The sequence below is a fragment of the Micromonospora vinacea genome (genome assembly GCF_015751785.1).
Classification (GTDB): domain Bacteria; phylum Actinomycetota; class Actinomycetes; order Mycobacteriales; family Micromonosporaceae; genus Micromonospora; species Micromonospora vinacea.
Window position 1 is genome coordinate 4162063 of the sequence record NZ_JADOTY010000001.1, and the last position, 17028, is coordinate 4179090.

Annotated in this window: 14 protein-coding genes; 4 read left to right on the forward strand and 10 right to left on the reverse strand. The window is 70.7% G+C overall.

Annotated elements, in window-relative coordinates; all coding sequences use genetic code 11:
- Positions 1 to 12 precede the first annotated feature (12 nt).
- The 4 genes from IW249_RS19675 to IW249_RS19690 all read right to left on the reverse strand — a co-directional run bounded on the left by IW249_RS19675 (position 13) and on the right by IW249_RS19690 (position 4765).
- Positions 13 to 1356 (reverse strand): O-antigen ligase family protein, encoded by a 1344-nt coding sequence (locus tag IW249_RS19675; RefSeq protein WP_196922096.1) that lies wholly within the window; start codon positions 1354 to 1356, stop codon positions 13 to 15.
- Positions 1357 to 1635: 279 nt separating this feature from the next.
- Positions 1636 to 2463, reverse strand: coding sequence for a glycosyltransferase family 4 protein (locus IW249_RS34775; RefSeq protein ID WP_307788641.1), 828 nt, complete (start codon positions 2461 to 2463; stop codon positions 1636 to 1638).
- 365 nt (positions 2464 to 2828) lie between these two features.
- Entirely contained in the window at positions 2829 to 4121 is a 1293-nt protein-coding gene (locus IW249_RS19685) for a glycosyltransferase (protein WP_196922098.1), read from the reverse strand.
- Positions 4118 to 4765: a NeuD/PglB/VioB family sugar acetyltransferase gene (locus tag IW249_RS19690; RefSeq protein ID WP_196922099.1), complete on the reverse strand. Its 648-nt coding sequence runs from the start codon at positions 4763 to 4765 to the stop codon at positions 4118 to 4120. The genes IW249_RS19685 and IW249_RS19690 overlap by 4 nt, the downstream gene beginning before the upstream one ends.
- A 553-nt stretch (positions 4766 to 5318) precedes the next feature.
- Between IW249_RS19690 and IW249_RS19695 the strand changes: the two genes are divergently transcribed.
- From IW249_RS19695 to wecB, 3 genes are read left to right on the forward strand one after another with little or no spacing between them, the layout of a single operon-like run.
- Complete coding sequence (locus tag IW249_RS19695) at positions 5319 to 6359, forward strand: polysaccharide biosynthesis protein (protein WP_269215308.1); 1041 nt, start codon at positions 5319 to 5321, stop codon at positions 6357 to 6359.
- Positions 6353 to 7477 (forward strand): polysaccharide biosynthesis C-terminal domain-containing protein, encoded by a 1125-nt coding sequence (locus tag IW249_RS19700; RefSeq protein WP_196922100.1) that lies wholly within the window; start codon positions 6353 to 6355, stop codon positions 7475 to 7477. The genes IW249_RS19695 and IW249_RS19700 overlap by 7 nt, the downstream gene beginning before the upstream one ends.
- A 22-nt stretch (positions 7478 to 7499) precedes the next feature.
- A complete protein-coding gene (gene wecB, locus IW249_RS19705; protein ID WP_196922101.1) occupies positions 7500 to 8624 on the forward strand; it encodes a non-hydrolyzing UDP-N-acetylglucosamine 2-epimerase in 1125 nt (374 codons plus the stop codon).
- A gap of 59 nt (positions 8625 to 8683) precedes the next feature.
- On the opposite strand, the gene IW249_RS19710 is transcribed toward wecB, so the two are convergent.
- The 3 genes from IW249_RS19710 to IW249_RS19720 form a co-directional block, all read right to left on the reverse strand.
- Positions 8684 to 9832, reverse strand: a complete 1149-nt coding sequence (locus tag IW249_RS19710) for a glycosyltransferase (RefSeq protein WP_307788642.1) — start codon at positions 9830 to 9832, stop codon at positions 8684 to 8686.
- Between the two features lie 118 nt (positions 9833 to 9950).
- Positions 9951 to 10607 carry a sugar transferase gene (locus IW249_RS19715; RefSeq protein ID WP_196922102.1) on the reverse strand — a complete coding sequence of 219 codons (657 nt, stop codon included), beginning with the start codon at positions 10605 to 10607 and terminating at the stop codon, positions 9951 to 9953.
- Positions 10604 to 11764: a DegT/DnrJ/EryC1/StrS family aminotransferase gene (locus tag IW249_RS19720; RefSeq protein WP_307788643.1), complete on the reverse strand. Its 1161-nt coding sequence runs from the start codon at positions 11762 to 11764 to the stop codon at positions 10604 to 10606. The genes IW249_RS19715 and IW249_RS19720 overlap by 4 nt, the downstream gene beginning before the upstream one ends.
- Positions 11765 to 11984: 220 nt before the next feature.
- On the opposite strand from IW249_RS19720, the gene IW249_RS19725 reads away from it, so the two are divergent.
- On the forward strand, positions 11985 to 12932 hold the full coding sequence (locus IW249_RS19725) for a DUF389 domain-containing protein (RefSeq protein ID WP_196922104.1): 948 nt from the start codon (positions 11985 to 11987) through the stop codon (positions 12930 to 12932).
- On the opposite strand, the gene IW249_RS19730 is transcribed toward IW249_RS19725, so the two are convergent.
- The 3 genes from IW249_RS19730 to IW249_RS19740 form a co-directional block, all read right to left on the reverse strand.
- Positions 12862 to 13329 carry a hypothetical protein gene (locus tag IW249_RS19730; RefSeq protein WP_196922105.1) on the reverse strand — a complete coding sequence of 156 codons (468 nt, stop codon included), beginning with the start codon at positions 13327 to 13329 and terminating at the stop codon, positions 12862 to 12864. The genes IW249_RS19725 and IW249_RS19730 overlap by 71 nt on opposite strands.
- Positions 13330 to 13353: 24 nt before the next feature.
- Positions 13354 to 14238, reverse strand: a complete 885-nt coding sequence (locus tag IW249_RS19735) for an aminoglycoside phosphotransferase family protein (protein WP_196924865.1) — start codon at positions 14236 to 14238, stop codon at positions 13354 to 13356.
- Between the two features lie 184 nt (positions 14239 to 14422).
- Positions 14423 to 16888 carry a Tex family protein gene (locus tag IW249_RS19740; RefSeq protein WP_196922106.1) on the reverse strand — a complete coding sequence of 822 codons (2466 nt, stop codon included), beginning with the start codon at positions 16886 to 16888 and terminating at the stop codon, positions 14423 to 14425.
- Positions 16889 to 17028 lie beyond the last annotated feature (140 nt).

A 17028-nucleotide genomic window follows, 5' to 3' on the forward strand; every position in this document is an offset into this window, starting at 1 on the left:
GCGAATCCCGCGTCAGCGTCCGGCACCGGACCGCACTGGGACGCTCGGTCGACTCTCGCCGGCGAACTTGCGCTCGGCCGCCGTTGCCGCGAACCTCGGGCCAGCCACCGTCCGAGAACCGCCGACCGCTGCCCGCCAGGTCTGGGTGCGGGGTCTGCGATGCTGGCCCGCCGCTGGCGGATTGGTCCACGCGGTCGCAGAGACGAGGGCAAGGAGCAGCCAGGCGGCCTGCGACGTCTGCCATTCACCGCTGAGCCAGATCGGCAGAAGCGCGGCCACGGTGAGCCCCGCCAGTCGTCGCTGCGTCGCACCGGTTCGCGCCGCGGCGACCATCGCGGTGGCGATTGTTCCCACGTACAGCAGCAGGCCAACCAGGCCAAGGTCATTGCCGAGGTTCAACACGAGGTTGTGTGCGCCGATGTTGTACGGGCTGTTCTCCCGGAAGATGCCTGCACCGATACCGGTGAGGAGCGACTCCTGCCAGCTGTGCAGTGCCTCGGGCCAGACGAGCAGTCGCCCGGACATGTCGCCGGTGGGTCGTCCGAAGAGACCGTCCAGCCATGCCGTCCCACTTTGCGGCGTCGTGCCCGCCGCTACGACGACGATCGCGGCCATCGCGCACACCCCGACGCCGATCCACGAGGCCCGGGGGGCCATCCGGCTGATCGCAAGGTAGACGATTGCCAACGTCAGGGCGATCGCTGCCCCCCGCGACCCACCCAGGAGGATACCGAAACCGAACATGGCCATGGCGGTCAGCGAGGCGACCTTGACCACCAACGACCGGCCGTGGCAGATGATCAGCAGGATCGCGGCCAGTGCCCCTGTGACGAGGGTGTAGGCCGTGAAGTTGACCGTGATGCCCTCGATACCGGCGCGGAGCGTGAGATCGAGGAGCGCCGCACCTTGGCGTCCCGAGGCGTTTTCGTTGATCAGACGGACACCGGTTGCGAGGCAACCAGCGAGGAAGGCCAGGCCTATGAAACGCTGATGAGGCCGAGCGGCGATGACGTGTCGGGCAGCGACGAACAGACAGCACGCTGCGGCGTACATGTAGGCCGCCTTTCTCGTCACCTCCTCGTTGCTCGTCCACAAGAGAGTGGCGAAGGCCCAGGCGGAGGTGGTGATCGCCAGGAGATCCGGAAGCCGCAGGCGGGGCATTCGACCGCTGATCAGCACCGCGACCGCGGCGGCGGGCCCCACGTACCAGAGCGACCAGAACGGGTCCCAGGCGGCCATGAAGACGGTGAAGCCGAGCAGCAGCAGTCCAGGCCACTCAGTCGCCAGTACGGGCCGGCCCTCGATCTCCCGAACGCTGACACGACGCGTCGACTCCTCGGGCCTCAGGTGACTCATTGTCTCTCCGCCTGTTCGATCCGACGCCAGGCCGGCACGATCCTCGTTGTCTGTCTGCGGCTGCGCTGCCGTTGGCCGACGCCTCACGTGAAATTCCGATCTGAAGGCGTCACATTGCAGCCGCCGAACGGCATAACCCGGTTCTGTATATCAGTGTTTGTCCGGCGATCAGGCGGTTTCGGGCTCCAAGGGTAGAGCCCACACGCCCGTTGTCGTCACCATGAATGCGACGCGGTCGGCCAGTTTCCGCTCCACTGGGGACGGCTGGCGGGCCCTGTGTCAGGCCGAGCGCGCCACCACCCGTCCCGCCGTTGCGTCGTGCACGGCCTGGTAGAAGGCATCACGCCGGGGAGTGAGGGACGCCCGGGAGTACCGATGGGCGTGCGCGAGGTTGCGAGCCGAAGCCGTGGTCATCCGCTCCGGGTCCCGGAGCATCTCGCGGATCATCCGGGCTAGACCCTCCGGGTCGTCGGGCCGCGCCAGGTCCGTTGGCGGTAACAGTTCAGGAATCCCGCCAACGCTCGTCCCGATGGCCGGCAGGGCGCGGGCCATCGCCTCGATCAGAGCTCGGGGGAGTCCCTCGGTGCGGGACGGCATGACGAAGAGATCGGCGTCGTCCAGCCGCCGGCGTAACGCCTCTCCCGGGGGAACCCAACCCACGAACGCGACCTGGTCCGCCACGCCGAGGCGGGCAGCGAGTTGCTCGAGTCGCGGCTGAAATCGCCCCGTTCCGATCTGCGACAACCGGACGGGAACGCCCTCGCGGTCCAACTGTGCGACCGCGGTGATCAGGGTATCGAAACCCTTGTACATCTGGTCCATCGTGCCGACAGTGATGATGTGGTGCGTAACGCGGCAGCTGTGTCCGCGGCCCGCCGGCGCGAAGGCCGGTGCCGGGAGGTCGATGCTGGACGCCGCCACGGCCAGTGCACCGGGGCGGCTCGGGTATCTGGACTGCAGATGGCGCTCGGTCACGTACGAGGCGGCGATCGCCGAGTGGCACTCCCGGCGCAGCCGGGCCGCGAACCGGCGTCGCAGCAGGGGGCGTAGCGGGTGCTCGATGACGCCGGGCGCGAACACGTCGTACGGGTCCGCCACCACTTCCACGCCGTACGGCAGTTGTAGGCGACCGCGGTGACCCGCCAGGAGCGTACCGATGGCTGATGGCACTCGCAGGATCACCGCGTCGTGATTCGTCGCGGCTCCGCGAACGGCTGCCTGAATCGCTGGCCGAGCCGAGACATACTGCCGCGGCCCGACGTAGTACGGCACGGGCCACACTTCGATGTCGTCCCCGTCGACTCGCCGGGCGCCGTCCGGTGCAGCCGTCACCTCGCGGACCCGAGCCATCACCCGAACCCGGTGAAACGTCGTCAGGTACCGGACCCAGAAGCCGTGGTCCGGCCCATCGGTCGTCCACACCGCGCCATCGGGAGTACGGGAGAATCGGGCCTCGGAGGTGACGACCACTCTCACCCGCGCCGCCCACGGACGGCGACAGCCTCGATGGTGTCGGCGACCGTCACCGCCGACCTGCGGTTGTCGAACAACTCGACCATCCGGCTTCGCGCCGCACGCCCCCGATCGGCCAACGTGCCGTCCTCGAACGCCGTGTGGGCCTGTGACAAGGCGTCGGTCAGCGCCGGGATGTCGTCCATCGGCACCACCCACCCGCACTGCTCGTCGACCGTTTCCGGTAGGCCGCCGGCCTGGCTGACGATGCTCGGTACCGCCATGGCTCCGGCCTCGACGGCCGCCCCGTGGCTCTCGCCCAGCGACGGACTGACGCTGACGTCTGCGGCGACGTACCAGGGGCGAACATCGTCCACCGTCTCCAACCACGTGATACCCGGGTCGGCGTTGATCCCGAAGCGGTCGATCAGTTCGAGCCGATGGCGTTCACCCTCCTCTGCCCAGCCGCCGCCCACGACGAGAAGGTGCGAGTTCGGATGGCGCTCGCGGAACCGACGCCAGGCCGGGAAGAGCAGGTCGTGTCCCTTGATACCGCGGCCCCGGTTGACGAGTCGGATCGGTGGATACACGTAGGCGACCATGATGGCGAGGAACGTGTCGGCGCCGATCCCCAACTCCGCGCGTGCCTTCGCTCGCGCCTCGACGGGGACCCGGGGGTCGAAGTCGAGGCCGGCGACCGGGGTGGCCGTGGGGGCGAGCCAGTCCGGTCGATGGCGGTCGGTGTTGACTCCGTAGGTCGCGACCGTTCGACGCTCGGGTGGGCACCCCAGTTCCCCGTACCGGTCTGCGGCGTGTTGGCAGCCGCAGATGATGACGTCGTCCAACCGCCACAGCAGGCGCTCGAACGGACGGATGAGCGGGGACTCCAGGTAGAGCGGGCCGGCGACCATGTGCACGCGACGGACCGGCAGGCCGAGCGTCGCGATCCGGCCGGCGAACGCGGACGCGAGCAGGTGATAGTGGAGAACGTCCGGACGTAGCCGGCGAATCAGTGCCCGTAGGCCGAGCAGCTTGCGCAGGCTGGGGGCGCCGACGCGGAAGTCGAACGGCGACTCGGCCACCTCGAAGCCTCGTCGCCGCAGCTCGACGGTGAGCCGACCCGGCCCGGGCGGCAGAATGACGACTACCTCATGGCGCCGTCTGCGAAGCTCTTCGATCTGCGGCAGGATCCACATCCCGCCCTCGTTGGTCTTGACGAGGACAGCCACCCGCAGGGGCCGGATGTTCTCCTCTGATCCATCTTCCGGCACGTAGGGGCGGAGGATCTCCGGACGTGCGAAGTGGGAGTTCATCGGGCTGGTACCCCTTTGACGACGGCGTGCGACGGGACGTCCCGGACGACGCAGGCCGCCGCGCCGACGGTGGCGCCGGTCGCGACGTGACGCTGCTGGAGGACGACGGCGCCAGCGCCGACCAGCGCACCGCTGTCCACCCGGCAGTCGCCGGAGACGGCGGCCAGTGGATTGATCGATACGAAATCACCGAGAGCGCAGTCGTGTCCGACTGTCGCGTTCTGGTTGACGTGGACGTGCCGGCCCAGAACGACGTTGGTGGTGATCCGCGCGCCGGCGAAGACCAACAGCCCTTCGCCGTGGACGAGGTCCGGTCCCACCGTCGCGTCCGGATGCACCAGCACCGCTGCGGGCCGTGGATATGCCGCCATCCTGTCGACCACTGTCTGCCTTCCGCGCGGGTCGCCGATGCCAAGGGCCACGTGCGTCTCCGCCGGAAGCGTCGCTAGAACGTCGATCCGGCCCAGGTAGTCGGCGCCGAGTGCGCGTAGGCGCTTCAGGTTGACCTCACTCGGCGCATCGTCGACGAAGCCACCTATCCGCCAGCCGGATCCGGCCTTGGATGCCTTGTTGACGGCCTGGACGATCGTGAGAACTTCCCGGCCGTGTCCACCGCAGCCCACGATCACGAGGTCCGTGACCATGACCGGTTCCTCTCGCAAAGAAGATCCACAATTACGTCTCCGGTGCTGTCGACAGGTGGGCGGATCCGTCTTGCGGGGCAGGCTTCTGCGCGCCGGCTCGCCACGACGAGACGGACCCACCCCGTCAACGTCAATTAACACCGGGACGTTACGGTAGAAATGAAATCTTTCGGTCGCTCGCGGCAGGCGCAGCCGTGTCTGGCGGCCCGCCGTATCGCAGGCTCTGGGCGTCGCAGGTGGCAGATGATCGCCGCGCCGAACACCGCCTCGATGTCGCGATCCTCTGCGACACGATGCCACGCCCCGCCGTCGTAGGGATGCGTCCGCAGACAGTTTCGGCCGGGTCCGGGGTGGCGCTGAGGGCATGTGCGGCGCGCGCCGGCTCACGCCGGTCCGTATCTGCTGCTCAGAGCATTCGTTGAGCCGGATGGCCGTGACCGGTGGGGAACCAACCTGGCCGCCGGTTGCCGGTGCCCCCGGTCGTGCAGCGCGTAGTGCTCCGTCAGGGGCTGGCGGGTGGAAGCCGCCCGTCGGATAACGAACGGGAGAACCGATGAGCGTGATGACCGCGGGCCGCCGGGTACTGATCACCGGCGGGACCGGATCCTTTGGACAGACCATGGCTCGGCGCCTGCTCGACCGCGATGTCGCCGAGGTGCGGATCCTCAGCCGGGACGAGGCCAAGCAGGAAGCCATGCGGCGTTCCCTCGGCGACGACCGGGTGCGCTATCACGTCGGCGACGTCCGCGACGTCGACACCGTGCTGCGGGCCACTCGGGGGGTCGACTACGTCTTCCACGCAGCGGCACTCAAGCAGGTGCCGTCCTGCGAATTCTTCCCCCTCGAAGCGGTACGCACCAACATCCTCGGCAGCGGCAACGTGGTCGAGGCTGCCGCGCACAACGGCGTCAGCTCGGTGGTCGTGCTCAGCACCGACAAGGCCGTCTACCCGGTGAACGCGATGGGCATGAGCAAGGCGCTCATGGAAAAGGTCGCTCAGGCGTACGCCCGGAACAACCCGAACAGCGCCACCACCGTCTCCTGCGTCCGGTACGGCAACGTGATGTACTCGCGCGGCTCAGTGATCCCGCTCTTCATCGAGCAGATCAAGGCGGGCCGTACGCCCACCGTCACCGAACCCACCATGACCCGCTTCCTGATGTCGCTGGCCGACTCGGTCGAACTGGTCGAGCACGCCTTCCATAACGCCCGCCCCGGCGACGTGTTCATCCGCAAGGCCGCCGCCTGCACGATCAGCGACCTGGCCGAGGCGGTCTGCCAGCTCTTCGAGGTGCCGTTCAAGCTGGACATCATTGGCGTGCGGCACAGCGAGAAGTGGCACGAGACCCTCGCGAGCCGGGAAGAACTGGCCCAGGCCGACGACTTCGGTGACTTCTTCCGGGTGCCGCTGGACGCGCGGGACCTCAACTACGCGCTGTACGTCTCCGAGGGTGAGCTGGGCGAGAGGCCCCGCGAGGACTTCAACTCGGCCAATGCCACCCGGCTCGGCGTACCCGAGATCGTGGAACTGCTCAAGACGCTGCCGGAGATCCGGGCGGAGCTGGCGCTGCGCGATCCGGCGCTGGCGTGCTGAGCCTCGCCGTCACCGGCGCCGGCGGCTTCCTCGGCTGGCACCTGCGGGTCCTGCTGCGGGCGCTCGGCTGGCCTGAGCCGACAGTGCTGACCCGCGCCGACCTCGCCGCCCCGGCCGTGGTCGCCCGCAAGATCGCCGGAGTGGACCGGGTGCTGCACCTGGCCGGGGTCAACCGGGGTGAACCCGCCGACGTGGCCGCCGGCAACGTCCAGCTCGCCGCCCAGCTCGCCAGCGGCCTGCGTGCCTGCTCGGACCCGCCCATCGGTGTGGTCTTCGCCAACTCGGTGCAGGCCGGCAACGGCACCCCGTACGGCGACGCCAAGGCCGCCGCCGCCAGCATCCTCGCCGACACCGGCGTGCCGCTGGACGACCTGCTGCTGCCCAACCTGTACGGCGAGCACGGCCGGCCCTGGTACAACTCGGCGGTCGCCACCTTCTGCCGGGTGCTCGCCGAGGGCGGTCAGCCGGAGGTGCACGCCGACCGTGAGATGGACCTGGTGCACGTCACCGACGCGGCGGCCCGGCTGGCCGGCGTCGCGGCGGGAGGCTCCTGGGACCCGGCGATGCCGGCGCTGCGGATCGGGGTCCGCGACCTCGCCGACCAGCTCGGCTCATACGCCGGCGTCTACCGCACCGGTGAGATCCCCCCGTTGCACAACCGGCACGAAGTACGGCTGTTCAACACGTACCGGTCGCACTGCTTCCCGGCGCACTACCCGCTCGCCCTGCCCACCAGGGCCGACGCCCGGGGTGCGCTGGTCGAGACGGTGAAGACGCACGGTGGAGCGGGGCAGACGTTCTGCTCCACCACCCGACCCGGCATCACTCGGGGCGAGCACTTCCACCTGGCCAAGGTGGAGCGGTTCGTGGTGCTGCGTGGCACGGCCGAGATCAGCCTGCGCCGGATCGGCGACACCGAGGTCATCCGGTTTCGGGTGAGCGGTGATGAACCGGTCGTGATCGACATGCCGACCATGTGGGCGCACAACATCACCAACACCGGCCAGGACGAGCTGCTCACTCTCTTCTGGACCAATGAGCTGTTCGACTCGGAGCGGCCCGACACGTGGCCGGAGTCGGTCGGTGACGAGCACCGAGTGCCGGCCGGCGTCCGGTGATCGACCTGCGGAGGAAGAACATATGACCCGGGTTATGACCGTCGTCGGCACCCGTCCTGAAATCATCCGGCTGTCCCGGGTGCTCAGCCGGCTCGACGAAACCGTCGACCACGTGCTGGTGCACACCGGGCAAAATTGGGACACCACCCTCTCCGACGTGTTCTTCACCGAACTGCGCCTTCGGGAGCCCGACCGGTTCCTGCGCGTCGACACGTCGTCGCTGGGTCGGGTGCTCGGCGGGGTCCTCGTCGGCATGGAGGCGGCGATCGCCGAGGTGCGGCCGGACGCGCTGCTCGTACTCGGCGACACCAACAGCTGCATAGCCGCGCTGATGGCCCGCCGGATGCGGGTGCCGGTCTACCACATGGAGGCCGGCAACCGCTGCTTCGACCTGAACGTGCCGGAGGAGACGAACCGGCGGCTGGTCGACCACGTTGCCGACTTCAACCTGGTCTACACCGAACACGCCCGGCGCAACCTGCTCGCCGAGGGCCTGCACCCGCGAAGGATCCTGCACACCGGCTCACCGATGCGCGAGGTGCTGGAGCACTACCAGGCAGCGATCGGCAAGTCGACCATCCTGCGTCAGCTGGAACTGGACCGGGGCGGATACTTCCTGGTCAGCGCGCACCGGGAGGAGAACGTCGACCGGCCCGACCGGCTCCGGCGGTTGCTCGACTGCCTGGTCGCGGTCCGTGACCGTTGGGGTCTGCCGGTGCTGGTCTCCACCCATCCACGGACCCGTAAGCGGCTGGAGGCGCTGGCAGCGGACGCCACCGCGATGGACGGCATCGCCTTCCACGAGCCGTTCGGCCTGCTCGACTACGTGCACCTGGAGACCATGGCGTACTGCACGCTGTCGGACAGCGGGACGATCAGCGAGGAGGCTGCCATCCTCGGCTTCCCGGCGGTGACGCTGCGTGAGTCGATCGAACGCCCCGAGGCGCTCGACGCGGGCGGGATCATCATGACCGGCCTCGACCCGCAGGGCGTGGTCGAGGCGGTGGCGGTGACGGTGGCGCAGGTCGCCGCGCAGGGGGTGCCGTGCCCGGTCGACTACCAGGTGCCCGACACCTCCCGGCGGGTGGTCGACTTCATCCTCTCCACCGTGCGCCGCCACCACGACTGGGCGGGCATCCGGCACTGACCCCACGGCGGGCGAGCGGTGGTCCGGCGGGACCGACCACCGGCCGCCCGGCGCCATGCTCAGCGGCGGCGGGCCGCCACGTCCTCCACGATGTCGGCCACCTCGGCCGCCGCCCGCAGGTCGTCGAAGGACGCCCGCACGTGTCGGCGGGCCAACCGGCCGCGCAGGGTGAGTGTGCCGGTGACCCAGCCCTGGTACGCCGCGTCGAGCGCGCCAAGCAGGGCCACCGGATCGGCCGGTGGCACTACCCAGCCGGAGCGTTCGGTGATCGCCTCGGGCAGACCGCCAGCGGCACTGACGATGCTCGGCACGCCCATCGAACCGGCCTCCACTGCCGATCCCGGCCCGTCGCACAGTGACGGGGAGACGCTGATGTCGGCGGCGGCGTAGCAGGGCCGCACGTCCGGGACCGACTCGACCCAGGTCACCCCCGGATCGCCGGCCACGCCAAACTGATCGCTGAGCCGCCGCCGGTAGTCTTCCCCGGCAGCCGTCCAGCCGCCCCCGACCAGCAGCAGATGCGCGTCCGGATGCCGGCGGCGGAACGTCCGCCACGCGGCCAGCAGCACCTCATGCCCCTTCACGCCCCGGCCCGAGCGGACCAGGCGCATGGGCGGGTAGACGTGGGAGACCATCACCGCGAGGAACGCGGCCTGGTCGATCCCCAGCTCGGCGCGGAGCTTTGCCCGTTGGTCCGGGCCGGTCGCGTCCGGGCTGAACGCGTCGGTGTCCACCCCGTACACGGCGACCGGGCGTCGCTGCGGCGGGCAGCCCAGTTCCCCGTACCGGACGGAGGCATACCGGCAGCTGCAGATGACCACATCGTCCAGCCGCCACATCATCCGCTCCACTGACCGGACCAGCCGGGACTCCAGATACGCCGGGCCGGCCACCATGTGCACCCGACGCACCGGCAGACCCAGCGTGGCCAGCCGCACCGCGTACGCCGAGGCGATGAGGTGGTACTGCACCACGTCAGGGCGCAGCCGGCGCAGCAGCGCACGTAGCCGCAACAGCCCGATGGGTAGGTACCGGCCCATCGTGAAGTCGTACGGCGAGGCGAGCACCTCGATGCCCCGGCGTTCCAGTTCGTCGCTGAGCTGACCGGACCCGGGCGGCAGCACCACGGCCACCTCATGCCCCCGGTGCCGCAGCTCTTCCACCTGGGGGAGCAGCCACATTCCGCCCGCGTTGGTCTTGACCAGCACCGCGATACGTAACCGTCGCGGACTGGGCGGATGAACCGCGCCGACGGCGCTCACCGGGCCGGGAGTCCCTTGGCCGCCCGACAGTGCCCAACACGGTCGTCGAGGCCGGTGACCAGGCTCACCGAGGGCCCTCCGCGGAGCTGTGGCCGGTGCCTGCGGCGGCCAGCTCACGCGGGCCGAGATACTCGCGTGCGGTGGCCGCCCCGGGGGCGGTGATGCCATCACGGCGCAGCACGATGCGTACCGTGCGGAGCAGGATGCGCAGGTCCAGCCCGAACGAACGCTGCCGCACGTAGCACACGTCGAGGGCGAACCGTTCGTCCCAGCTCAGCGCGTTGCGCCCGTATGCCTGCTGGAGACCGGTGATGCCGGGACGCACCTCGTGGCGGCGGAATTGCTCCGGAGTGTACCGGTTCAGGTACGCCGGCAGCAGCGGGCGTGGCCCGACCAGGCTCATCTCGCCGCGCAGCACGTTCCACAGTTGAGGCAGCTCGTCCAGGCTGGTCGTCCGCAGCCACCGGCCGAACGGGGTGAGCCGGGCGCCGTCGTTGGTCGGTGCGCCGTCCTCGCCGTCGATGCTCATCGAGCGGAACTTGACCAGCTCGAACAGCCGCCCGTGCCGCCCCGGTCGGGCCTGGCGGAACAGCACCGGGCGACCCATCGTGATCAGGACGGCCAATGCCACCGCGGCGAGCACCGGGGCGGTCAGCAGCAGACCGACGGCGGCCACGAGCACGTCCAGCACCCGCTTGACGGCGTCATAGGGCCGCCTCATTGGCGTCCCTCAAGGAACTCGGCGATCGCGGCGAACACGCGCTCGACCTGGTCGTCGGTGAGCGCGGAGCCGCTGGGCAGGGAGAGGCTGGTGGCGAAGAGGTGGTCGGCGGCGCCCGTGAGGGCGACCTGCCGGTCCTCGTACACCGGTTGGCGGTGCATCGGCTTCCACATTGGCCGGCTCTCCACACCACGGCCGGCCAGGTGCGCGGCGAGTTCGCCGGGGTGCCAGCCGGTCCGCTCCGGCTCGACCACCACGGAGGTCAGCCAACAGTTCGAGCCGGGGTCGTCGGCGCCGAGGATCCGCGTGCCCGGCACGGTGGCGAAGAGTCGCGCGTACCGGTCCCGCAGCGCCCGTCGTCGGGCGACCATCGTGTCCAGCCTGCTGAGCTGCGCCCGGCCGAGAGCGGCCAGCAGCGTGCTGAGGCGGTAGTTGTAGCCGATGTCGCGGTGCTCGTAGTGCGGCACCGGCTCGCGGGCCTGGGTGGCCAGGTGGCGGGCCCGGGCGACGAGCGCGGCGTCGTCGGAGATCAGCATCCCGCCGGCCGAGGTGGTCATCACCTTGTTGTGGCTGAACGAGTAGATCCCGACCCGGCCGAGGGTGCCGGCGCAGCGCCCACGGTATGTGGAGCCCAACGCCTGCGCGGCGTCCTCCACCACGGGAACGCCGATGGCCGCGCAGAGCGGCAGCAGCCGGTCGTAGTCGGCGCACCGGCCGTTGATGTCGACGGCCAGCACGGCGGCGACCCGTCGGCCGGAATCGGCGAGTTGGCCGAGCAGGTCGGAGAGCAGGTCGACGTCGAGGTTGCCGGTGGAGGCGTCACAGTCCACGAAGACCGGTTCGGCGCCGGTGTAGGTGACCGCGTTGGCGGTGGCCGCGAACGTGAGCGTGGGCACCACCACCACGCTGTCCGGCCCGGCACCCACCGCGAGCAACGCCATGTGCAGCGCGGCGGTGCCGGAGGAGAGCCCCAGCGCGTACCCGACTTCGACCCGTGCGGCCATCTCTCGTTCGAACGCGCCCAGTTCCGGCCCGTCGGGGTCGAAACGACCGCTGCGGATGGCACGCAGGAGGTAAGACTCCTCCAGCTCGCCGATGTCCGGCGACGACAGGTAGACCGGGTCGGTCACGGTCGGGCCGCCGCTGCGCGGTGCCACGGACGGACGGTTGTGGATCAGGTCCACGGACGGCGCCTCCGATCGGACGTGATAAAAGACCAAAATGGTTGTAGCAGGGCCTTTAGTCGTTGACGGCTGTTTTCGCCGACTTTGCGCTAAATAGAGCCGACCGGCCCCTGGCGCACGAACCGATAGCCGAGCCCGGCCGGCTAGAGTGCTGCCGGCCGCGCCCGCGTGCCGCGTACAACAGGGAGAACGAGTGCTGCACCTCAGGGTGATTGCCCCGGTGGACCGGTCCTCGGAGATAGTCGACCTGCTGACCACCGAGGCAGGGGTGACCCACCTGGCCGTGCTGCCCGGTGCGGCCCGACAGCCGCAGGGCGATCTGATCCTCTGCGATGTGGTCCGCGAGAGCGCCGACGGCGTTCTGCGGAGCCTGCAGCAGCTCGGGGTGGAGGCGCGCGGCGGTATCGCCGCCGAGGACGTCGAGCTGACCATCTCCGCGTCGGCCGACCGGGCTGCGGAGAAGGCCCCCGGTAGTGGCGCCGACGCGGTGGTCTGGGACGAGATCGCGGCGAAGACCGGCGAACAGACCGAACTGTCCGGCACCTACCTGGTGTTGATCGTGGTGGCCACGATGATCGCCGGCATCGGTGTTCTGTTGGACCAGCCGATCCTCATCGTCGGCGCGATGGTCGTGGGACCGGAGTTCGGCCCGCTCGCCGCGCTCTGCGTGGCGCTGCTGCGCCGCCGGCTCGACGTGATCGGCAGGTCCGTGCAGGCCCTCACCGGCGGCTTCCTGGCGGCCATGGTGGCGACCGTGCTGAGCACCTGGGCGCTGACCGCCGCTGGCCTGGTGACCGAGGAGATGCTGCTCGCCGAGCGACCGCTCACCGACTTCATCTGGCGGCCGGATGCGCTGTCCTGGGTGGTGGGCCTGCTTGCCGGCGTTGCCGGCATGCTCTCCCTCACGTCGAAGAAGTCGGGCAGCCTCGTTGGGGTGCTCATCTCGGTGACCACGGTCCCGGCCGCGGCGAACGTGGCCGTGGCCGCTGCCTACGGAGTGTGGGACGAGGCGGGCGGTTCGGCTCTCCAGCTCGTGATCAACCTGTCTGCGATCGTCCTCGCCGGGCTCCTCACGCTCCTGGTGCAGCAGGCCTGGTGGTGGAACCTGGCTCGCCGGACCCGTCGTCCAGCAACCGGGTGAGCAGCGTCCGCAACGGGATCGACTCGCCGTCGCGGCCACCGGCCCCGACCACCAACGGCGCCGGGCTGGGCTCCGGGTCAGCGCCGAACAGCCGGGCCCGCAGACCGCCCGGCACGGTCAGCAGGTGGAACCGGCCGGCCACGTCCACCGCCCGGGTCTCGGCCCGGTCGACGTACCAGCCGGTCAGCCTGGTCCGGTAGCGCCCGCGCCCGTCGTAACCCCGGGCGACCAGCCGGGTGGTGCGCAGCCCTCGCCGGGTCGCCTCGGCCACGAACCAGGCCACCAGCTCCGCCGCCTCCGCCTGCTCCGCAGCCCGCCGCCGCGCGTCCGCGTCGGCGTGCGCCCGCACCGCCTGCCGCTGCTGATCCCGCCACGTCCGGCCGTCCGGCTCACTCACGACGCCGACGGTACGCGACGGGGCTCAGTCGAGTACGGCCCGCAGGGTGCGTCGGGCGATCGCGGCCATCACCAGGTTGGTCTCGACGTAGTAGGGCAGCGCGTTGATCGCCTGTTGCAGCGCCCATCCGCGTCCGCGCTCCCACGTCGCATCGTCCACGCCGAGCGCCCGCCGGTACGTCTCCCGGGACCCGGCGTCGAACAGGTTCCACGCCGGCATCAGGTCCACCGCCGGGTCACCCACGCCGACCGCGCCCAGGTCGATGACGGCGGCCAGCCGGCCGTCGCGGACCAGCAGGTTGCCCGGCATCAGGTCGGCGTGGATCCACACGTCGGCGGGATCGTCCCGGCGCGCCTCGCGGCACCGGTCCCACACCTCGGCGAGCGCGGCGGTGTCGGTGAGCCCGCCGCTGACCGCGAGCGCGGCTCGCACGTCGGTGTCCTCGGCGGCCAGCGGCCCGCCCCGTCCGTTCCCGGACCAGGCCCGGCCGCCGGTGTCGATGGCGTGCAGGGCCGTCACCACGTCGGCCAGATCCCGCGCGAACACGTCGAGGTCGCCGATCCGGCCGAGCTGGGCCGTCTCCCCCGGAATGAACTGGTACGCCGTCCACGGCCCGGGGTACCCGTCACCCGGCTCACCGAGGCCGAGCGGTTCGGGCACCTCGACCGGCAGGTGCTCGCCGAGCAGCACTGCGTTCTCCTGCTCGCGCCGCAACTCGGCGTGCAGCTCGGGATCGGTCGAGGGGAGCAGCGGAAACCGCAGCACGATGTCCGGGCCGAGCCGGAACAGGGCGTTCACGGTGCCGGTCGAGGGGAGCGGCCGGACCGGCAGGCCCCGCCAGCGCGGAAACTGCTCGGCCACCAGCGCGGAAACCACGTCCACGCTCACGTCCACCTGATCGGCGTGCATCCTCACCGCGAGATCATCGCCCTGAAACCCGCGGTCACGCGAGCTGATTTCCGAGGGCCGCGCAGGCCCCACCCGCGCCGATCTTGCACTTTCGGTCGTCGAGATAGGCAGAATGCCGGCTTATGTCGGGACAGTAAGTGCAAGATCGACGGGGAAGGGCGCGGGGTTGATGTGCTGAACGGGGTCAGGCCAGTCCGGCGCGGCGCAGGGCTTCCGCCATCGCGTCGTTGGCTGGCGCCGGTGCGCCCTGCCGCTGCTGCCCGCCGCGACCGCCGTGCCCGCCGCCACGACCGCCCTGGCCTTCGCGACCGCCCTGCCCGCCGCGCCCCTGCTGCCCGCCGCCGCGACCGGCCTGGCCTTCGCGACCGCCCTGCCCGCCGCCGCGACCGCCCTGCGGCGCGCGCTGCGCCGGGCCCCGACCTTCCTGGCCGGTCCGGCTGCTACCACCACCGTCGCCGGTGGCGGGCTCGTCGTCCAGGCGCAGGGTCAACGAGATCCGCTTGCGGGGTACGTCCACGTCGAGCACCCGGACCTTGACCACGTCGCCGGACTTCACCACCTCGCGGGGGTCCTTCACGAAGGTCCGGGACATCGCCGAGACGTGCACCAGACCGTCCTGGTGCACCCCGACGTCGACGAACGCGCCGAACGCGGCCACGTTGGTGACCACGCCCTCCAGCACCATTCCCGGCGTCAGATCGCTGATCTTCTCCACCCCCTCGACGAAGGTGGCGGTGCGGAACTCGGGGCGGGGATCCCGGCCCGGCTTCTCCAGCTCGGCGAGGATGTCGGTGACGGTGGGGAGGCCGAACCGGTCGTCGACGAAGTCGGTTGCCCGCAGCCCGCGCAGGATGCCGCTCTTGCCGATCACCGAGCGCAGGTCCTGCCCCGTGGTGGAGAGGATCCGGCGCACCACCGGGTACGCCTCGGGGTGCACGCTGGAGGAGTCCAGCGGGTCGTCTCCGTCGGGGATGCGCAGGAAGCCGGCGCACTGCTCGAACGCCTTCGGCCCGAGCCGGGCCACCTTCTTCAGCTCGGTACGTGAGCGGAACGGCCCGTTGGCGTCCCGGTGCAGCACGATGTTCTCGGCCAGGCCGGCGCCGATCCCGGAGACCCGGGTCAGCAGTGGCGCGGAGGCGGTGTTGACGTCCACGCCGACCGCGTTGACGCAGTCCTCCACAACCGCGTCCAGCGACCGGGACAGCTTCACCTCGGACAGGTCGTGCTGGTACTGACCGACGCCGATCGAGCGCGGGTCGATCTTGACCAGCTCCGCGAGGGGGTCCTGGAGGCGGCGGGCGATGGAGACCGCGCCGCGCAGCGACACGTCCATCCCGGGCAGCTCCTGCGAGGCGTACGCGGAGGCGGAGTAGACCGACGCGCCGGCCTCGGAGACCATCACCTTGGTCAGGTTGAGCTGCGGGTGCCGGGCGATCAGCTCACCGGCGAGCTTGTCGGTCTCGCGGGAGGCGGTGCCGTTGCCGATCGCGATCAGCTCCACCCCGTGCGCCCCGGCCAGCCGGGCGAGGGTCTCCACCGACGCGTCCCACTGCCGGCGCGGCTCGTGCGGGTAGATGGTGTCGGTGGCGACCACCTTGCCGGTGGCGTCCACCACGGCGACCTTCACACCGGTCCGCAGACCCGGGTCCAGGCCCATCGTGGGCCGGGTGCCGGCCGGCGCGGCGAGCAGCAGGTCCCGCAGGTTGGTGGCGAAGACCCGCACCGCCTCCTCCTCGGCGGCCTGCCACAGCCGCATCCGCAGGTCCGCGCCGAGGTGGATCAGGATCCGGGTACGCCACGCCCAGCGGACCGTGTCGGTCAGCCAGCGGTCGGCCGGGCGGCCCGCGTCGGACACCCCGAACCGGCCGGCGATGGCCGCCTCGTACCGGGTCGGGCCGGTCGGTACGGTGTCCGCCTCGCCCGCCTCCTCCGACTCCATCGTCAGGTCGAGCACGCCCTCCTTCTCGCCCCGGAACATCGCCAGGATCCGGTGCGAGGGCAACTTCGGGTACGGCTCGGAGAAGTCGAAGTAGTCGGCGAACTTGGCGCCGGCCGCCTCCTGACCCTCGCGTACCCGGGAAACCAGCCGGCCCCGCGACCACATCTGCTCGCGCAGCGTGCCGATCAGGTCGGCGTCCTCGGCGAAGATCTCGATGAGGATGGCCCGGGCGCCCTCCAGCGCGGCGGCGGCGTCGGCGACGCCCTTCTCCTCATCGACGAACCCGGCGGCGGTGGCACGCGGGTCCTGACCCGGGTCGGCCAGCAGCGTCTCGGCCAACGGCGCCAACCCGGCCTCGCGGGCGATCTGCGCCCGGGTCCGCCGCTTCGGCTTGTACGGGAGGTAGATGTCCTCCAGCCGGGACTTCGAGTCGGCGGCCATGATCTGCGCCTCGAGGGCCTCGTCGAGCTTGCCCTGGCTGCGGATGGACTCCAGCACCGCGGCCCGCCGCTCGTCCAGCTCGCGCAGGTAACGCAGCCGCTCCTCCAGGGTGCGCAGCTGGGTATCGTCGAGCAGGCCGGTGGCCTCCTTGCGGTAGCGGGCGATGAACGGCACTGTGGCGCCGCCGTCGAGCAGCTCCACGGCCGCCCGCACCTGACGCTCGGCCACGCCGAGCTCGTCGGCGATCCGCTGATGAACAGACTGGGTCACGATCTCGATCCGCCTTCGACTCGATCCGCCTTCACAGAGCGGGTACGCCTGCATTCTGCCGGGCGGGTCGGGGCGCTGTCGCCGCGCCCGGCCGGGGCGGGGGACCGAACCCCCGCGCCCGGCCGGGGTGACCGGCGGCG